The organism is Streptomyces sp. NPDC055078, assembly GCF_053607985.1.
On sequence record NZ_JBSGUP010000465.1, the window covers coordinates 1 to 6,554 of the forward strand.

General features: G+C 71.6%; 4 protein-coding genes. All 4 read right to left on the reverse strand.

The window, feature by feature from the left end:
- Positions 1 to 41: 41 nt before the first annotated feature.
- On the reverse strand, positions 42 to 926 hold the full coding sequence (gene sucD / locus ACWF94_RS29380; protein WP_453495026.1) for a succinate--CoA ligase subunit alpha: 885 nt from the start codon (positions 924 to 926) through the stop codon (positions 42 to 44).
- Between the two features lie 15 nt (positions 927 to 941).
- Entirely contained in the window at positions 942 to 2,117 is a 1,176-nt protein-coding gene (gene sucC, locus ACWF94_RS29385; protein ID WP_453495028.1) for an ADP-forming succinate--CoA ligase subunit beta, read from the reverse strand.
- 305 nt (positions 2,118 to 2,422) lie between these two features.
- Entirely contained in the window at positions 2,423 to 3,715 is a 1,293-nt protein-coding gene (locus ACWF94_RS29390) for a VWA domain-containing protein (RefSeq protein WP_453495031.1), read from the reverse strand.
- Positions 3,712 to 6,554: DUF5682 family protein (locus ACWF94_RS29395; RefSeq protein WP_453495034.1), on the reverse strand; the 2,843-nt coding region annotated here is incomplete at its 5' end. The genes ACWF94_RS29395 and ACWF94_RS29390, both read right to left, overlap by 4 nt.

Sequence of the window (6,554 nt, forward strand, 5' to 3'; positions counted from 1 at the left end):
CCCCGCCCCCGGGGCCCCACTCGCGCGATACGGGGCGGCGATCAGCCCTTGAGCAGCTCCCGCGCCAGGACGGCCGTCTCGGTCGGGGTCTTGCCGACCCTGACACCCGCGGCCTCCAGGGCCTCCTTCTTCGCCTGCGCGGTGCCGGAGGAACCCGACACGATGGCGCCGGCGTGGCCCATCGTCTTGCCCTCGGGGGCGGTGAAGCCGGCGACATAGCCGACAACCGGCTTGGTCACATGGGACTTGATGAAGTCGGCCGCGCGCTCCTCGGCGTCACCGCCGATCTCACCGATCATCACGATCAGATCGGTGTCCGGGTCGGCCTCGAAGGCCGCCAGCGCGTCGATGTGGGTGGTGCCGATGACCGGGTCGCCACCGATGCCGACGGCCGATGAGAAGCCGATGTCCCGCAGCTCGTACATCATCTGGTAGGTCAGCGTGCCGGACTTGGAGACGAGTCCGATACGGCCGGGCTTGGTGATGTCGCCCGGGATGATGCCGGCGTTGGACTGACCGGGGGTGATCAGACCGGGGCAGTTCGGGCCGATGATCCGGGTCTTGTTGCCCTTGCTGACGGCGTACGCCCAGAAGGCGGCGGAGTCGTGCACCGCGATGCCCTCGGTGATGACGACGGCCAGCGGGATCTCGGCGTCGATCGCCTCGACGACGGCGGCCTTGGCGAAGGCCGGGGGCACGAAGAGGACGGAGACGTCGGCGCCGGTCTCCTTCATCGCCTCGGCGACCGTGCCGAAGACGGGTACCTCCGTGCCGTCGAAGTCGACCTTCGTACCGGCCTTGCGCGGGTTCACACCGCCGACGATGTTGGAGCCGTCACCCAGCATGAGCTTGGTGTGCTTCATGCCCGTGGCACCGGTCATGCCCTGGACGATGACCTTGCTGTCCTTGGTCAGGAAGATAGCCATGGTGGTCTGAATCCCTTACTTCGCCGCGAGCTCGGCGGCCCTGTCGGCCGCACCGTCCATGGTGTCCACGCGCTGTACGAGCGGGTGGTTGGCGTCGGAAAGGATCTTGCGACCCAGCTCCGCGTTGTTGCCGTCGAGGCGCACGACCAGCGGCTTGGTGACGTCCTCGCCCTTGGACTTCAGCAGCTCCAGGGCCTGCACGATGCCGTTGGCGACCTCGTCACAGGCGGTGATGCCGCCGAAGACATTGACGAACACGGACTTGACGTCCGGGTCGCCGAGAATGATCTCCAGGCCGTTCGCCATGACCTCGGCGGAGGCGCCGCCACCGATGTCGAGGAAGTTGGCGGGCTTGACGTTGCCGTGGGCCTCACCGGCGTACGCGACGACGTCGAGGGTCGACATGACCAGACCCGCGCCGTTGCCGATGATGCCGACCTCGCCGTCGAGCTTGACGTAGTTGAGGTTCTTGGCCTTGGCCGCGGCCTCCAGCGGGTTGGCCGCGGCCTTGTCCTCAAGCGCCTCGTGGTCCGGCTGGCGGAAGTCGGCGTTCTCGTCGAGGGAGACCTTGCCGTCGAGCGCGATGACCCGGCCGTCGGCGACCTTGGCCAGCGGGTTGACCTCGACGAGGAGCGCGTCCTCGGCGATGAAGGTCTTCCACAGGGTCACCAGGATGTCGGCGACCTGGTCGGCGACCTCGGCCGGGAACTTCGCCGCGGCGACGATCTCGGCGGCCTTCTCCGGGGTGACACCGTCATTGGCGTCGATCGGGATCTTCGCGAGGGCCTCGGGCTTGGTGGCCGCGACCTCCTCGATGTCCATGCCGCCCTCGACGGAGGCCATGGCCAGGAAGGTGCGGTTGGTCCGGTCGAGGAGGTACGAGACGTAGTACTCCTCGGCGATCTCGGGGGCGGTCTCCGCGAGCATCACCTTGTGGACCGTGTGGCCCTTGATGTCCATGCCCAGGATCTGGCCGGCCTTCTCGACCGCGTCATCCGGGCTGGAGGCCAGCTTCACGCCGCCGGCCTTACCACGGCCACCGACCTTCACCTGCGCCTTGACGACCGAACGGCCGCCCAGACGCTCGGTCACCGCGCGCGCCGCCTCAGGCGTGTCGATGACTTCACCGGCCAGCACCGGTACACCGTGCTTGGCGAAGAGGTCCCTCGCCTGGTACTCGAACAGGTCCACGCGCGTCCGTCCCTTTTCTGATGATCGCGGTTCGTTGTCTGCGTGGGCGTGCCGCGAAGGGCAACGTGACTGCGATGTCACAAGGGGTGCGCACACGGTGTCCGAGCACGCGGCATGTCCGCCTCGCAGGTTATCCCCGTGCGGGGTGGGTCCCTAAATCGCAGCTCACACATGAGTGGTGATTACGGTCACAGGGCGGACACGGACGGTCCCCTGAACTCGATACGCCCGAGGTCAGCGATCCGGCCGGGACGGCTGCGGCTGCCGGGGTGGGCAGGGTCACAGGTCACGGGTGGGGGACGGGGTCACGGGTCGGGGACAGGCAGGGGCCGCTTCTCGATGGCCGCCGCCATGACGTCCGGGAAGAGATCGGGCGTACAGGCGAAGGCCGGAGCGCCCAGCGCGGCCAGCGCCGCCGCGTGCTCCCGGTCGTACGCGGGCGTCCCCTCGTCCGAGAGCGCGAGCAACGCCACGAACTGCACCCCCGACGCCTTCATCGCCGCCACCCGCTTCAGCATCTCGTCCCGTATCCCTCCCTCGTACAGATCGCTGATCAGGACGACCACGGTGTCGGCGGGACGGGTGATCTGCGACTGGCAGTAGGCCAGGGCGCGGTTGATGTCGGTGCCGCCGCCGAGCTGGGTGCCGAAGAGCACATCCACCGGGTCGTCGAGCTGGTCGGTGAGATCGACGACGGCCGTGTCGAAGACGACGAGCCGGGTGGCGATGGAGCGCATGGAGGCGAGCACCGCGCCGAAGACCGAGGCATAGACGACGGACGCGGCCATCGAACCGGACTGGTCGATACAGAGCACCACCTCCTTCTTCACGGACTGGGACGCCCTGCCGTACCCGATGAGCCGCTCGGGGACGACGGTGTTGAAGTCGGGAACGTAGTTCTTCAGATTGGCGCGGATCGTGCGGTCCCAGTCGATGTCGCGGTGCCGTGGCCGGCTGATCCTCGCGGAACGGTCCAGCGCCCCCGTGAGTGTGGATCTGGTGCGGGTGGCGAGCTGCTTCTCCAGATCGTCGACGACCTTCCGGACGACCGCACGGGCGGTTTCCCTGGTCGTCTCGGGCATCGCCTTGTTGAGGGAGAGGAGCGTCCCGACGAGATGGACGTCCGCCTCGACCGCCTCCAGCATCTCCGGCTCCAGCAGGAGGGTCGACAGGCCGAGCCGGTCGATGGCGTCGCGCTGCATGACCTGGACGACGGAACTGGGGAAGTAGGTGCGGATGTCGCCGAGCCAGCGGGCGACGGAGGGGGCGGAGCCGCCGAGTCCGGCCGACCGGCCGCGCCCGCCGCTGCCGCCGGGCTTCTCGCCGCCGTAGAGAGCGGCGAGGGTCCCGTCCATGGCGAGGTCCGCGCCGGCCAGGGCGCAGCCGGTGCCGTCGGCGGCCTCACCTCCGAGGATCAGCCGCCAGCGCCGCAGCCGCTCCTCGGTGCCGGTCCGTTCCGCCGCACTGGTCCGTTCCGCCGTACTGGCCTGTTCTGCCGTACTGGTCCGTTCCGCCGCACTGGTCTGTTCCGCCGTACTGGCCTGTTCTGCCGTACTGGCCTGTTCTGCCGTACTGGTCCGTTCCGCCGCACTGGTCATGTGCCCACCCCCAGGGGTTCCTTGTCGAGGATCAGCCGGAGGACCGGCAGGACGGCGTCGGCCCGCCGCTCGTCCAGCCCGGGGCCGAAGCCCGGGGCGGCTGCCTGGGCTCGGCCGGGTGCGTGGGACGATCCGGCCGGCCCGCGGCGGGCCAGCTCGCCGAGGGTGCGCCGTACGCCGGGTTCGTACGCGGAGAACGTCCGGCGCAGCAGCGGCAGTACATCGGTGAACGCCTCGGCGGAAACACCGGTCAGCCAGGCGTCGACCAGTCCGAGCAGCCGCTCGTCGTGGATCAGGAGCATCCCGCCGCCCGAGGTGCCGCCGACGAAGCCCTCGATCCAGGCGGCGGCATCGGCGGGCGGGGTGCCGGGCGAGAGGGCGAGGCTCATGAGCCGCGCGGCCTCGGCCTCGTCAAGCCGCCCGTCGTCCAGCAGCAGCCTGGCCGCCCGGCCACGAATCACCCCGGGCACGGTGTCCCGGGCCGCGAGGCGACGCAGTACGGAACTCCAGCGCTCGGCCGACTCCCTCGCACCGGGCAGCAGCCCGATCGCACTGTGCACCCCGTCGAGGTGCGCGCGCATCCGGGCCGCGCCGTCCGCGTCGAGCCCGGTGCAGGCGGGCGGCAGTCCGACGCAGATCCGCTCGGCGAGACCGGTGGCGACCTCACCGAGGGCGGCGGTGTCCGTGGACCGCACATCCCCGTACTTCAGGGAGCGGGCCAGAGCGGGCAGCGCCTGGGCGAGATGGCCGACGTCCGTGTCGAGCGCGGCCCGGTCGGCGAGGGCGCGCATCACCACGGGCAGGGCATCGGTCAGTCCGGCCAGCAGACACTCCTCCGCGAGCGAGGTGATATCGGCGAGGGCGGTCGCCGTCACCGCCCGGTGCTCCGCCCTGGCCGTGGCGGCCGAGAGCACCGTCGTCCCCCACACCCCGGCCTCGGCGACCCGGACGAACAGCTCGGGCTCCCAGCGCAGCCGCCAGCTCTCCCGGAAGGTGCCGGTGCTCCCCCGCCCGGCGATCTGCTCGCCCCAGCCGATGGAGAGCAGCCCGAGGCGGTGCAGCAGCCGGCTCTTCGCCGCGTCGGTCTCCTTGCGGAGGTCGAGAGCCAGCTCCCGCTCCAGGGCCTCCGGCTTGAGCCGCAGGGTGCGCTGCGTCCGGCTCAGATCCCGCTGGAGCGGAACGGCGGGCGCGGTGTCGGGGACTTCACCGAGGACGTCCCCGACGACGAGCCGGTCCCGGACGAGATCGAGCGGCACATCGGAGCCGTCGCACATCACGGCCCGGACGGCGTCGGTGGTTTCGGTCAGGCCCGCGAGGGGTCGCCCGCGCATGGCGGCAAGGGTCTCCGCCAGCCGCACGGCCTCGATGACATGCGCGGACGACACCATCCGGTCCTCGTCGCGCAGCAGCCCCGCGACCTTGGTCATCCACCGCTCGATGGGCCTGTCGGGCGCCTGGAAGAGATGGCCGTACCACCCCGGGGAGTCGATCCCGGCGCCGTAGCCGCTGTGCCGGGCGAGCCTGCGGTGTGTCCAGGGCACCCAGGTCAGCTCGGCCTTGATCCTGGGCAGCCCTTTGAGAAGGGCCTTGTCGGCGGCGACGGTGGTCTTCTCCCGCAGCGCCGGCACATGCCAGGCCCCGCAGACGACGGCCACACTGTCCCCGAACTCCTTGCGTGCGGCCCGCAGCTGAAGCCGCATATGGGCCTCCCGCGCGAGGTCGCGCTCATGCCCGCCGTGCCCGTACGCCGAACGCAGCTCGCCCATGGCCTCCCCGAGCGCGGCGAAAGGCGCGAGAGGGTCGCCGACTTCCCGCCCCGTCTGCCCACAGGGGCCGCTTGTCATGTTGGTGCTGCTGGTGCCGGTGCCGGTGCCGGTGCCGCGATGCTCGACGATGTCCTCCCACCACCGCTCGGCGTCGTCGTACCCAGCGGTCTCGGCGAGGACGGCGATGGGGTCGATACGTACCCCGATATCGAAGTCCCCGGGATCCACGGATCCGTCCCCTGCCCCGGGCACGGCCGGGCCCCGGAGCCCAGCCGTGCCCTGGCCCGGCGCGTCAGCCGGGTCCGGGGCGGGGCGCGATCCGGCGGCGGGGCCCGGGCCCGGACTGTCCGCCAGGGCCGGACCGGCAGCCGGGTCCGGCCGGACGCCCAAGCCCGGGACAACAGCCCGGTCCGGACCGACGGCGTCAGCCGGGTCCGGGGCGGAGCCCGGGACCATCGCGCCCGGCCGCGGCGGCCCCACGGCCCCGGGGGCAGCAGCGGGCTCCGGGGCCACCGCGTGCATCCCCGGCCCGGGGCCGCTGTCCGCCGCGGGGGCTCCCCCAGGGCGTCGCTCCTCCAGTCCCGGGTCCCATGAGCCCGGGTCCCTGCGCGAAGCGACCGGCGCGAGGCCCGCCGAGTCCGCCTGATCCGCCTGATCCGCCTGATCATCGGATCCCCCGGAGACTCCGGACTCCCCGCGATCCTCAGGGCCCCTGGGACCCTCCGCACCCTTGGCATCCACGGAGCCACCAGGACTCGCCGCACTCCCAGAGCCTCCGGCAGCCTCCGTGCCCCCAGAACCCCCCAAGTCCTCGGAGCGCTCCGGGTGGGCGCGCTCCGCCGCCGCGCGCTCCTCCTCCGCCGCCAGCGCCAGCGAATGCGCCGCGGGAAGGTCGATGAAGCGAACCGGGACCCCCCGGTCCAGTGCCCATCGGATGGCCACCCACTCCGGAGAGAACTCGGCCAGCGGCCAGAACGCCGCCCGGCCCGGCTCGTCCACGGCATGGGCCAGCAGCGCGACCGGGGGGCGCATCCGCTCGTCCGCCGCCAGCGCGAGCAGCGCGTCGCCCTCCG

Coding starts and splice junctions, on each gene's coding strand:
- sucD (WP_453495026.1), bottom strand. CDS start 926: ATGGCTATCTTCCTGACCAAGGACAGCAAGGTCATCGTCCAGGGCATG.
- ACWF94_RS29390 (WP_453495031.1), bottom strand. CDS start 3,715: ATGACCAGTGCGGCGGAACGGACCAGTACGGCAGAACAGGCCAGTACG.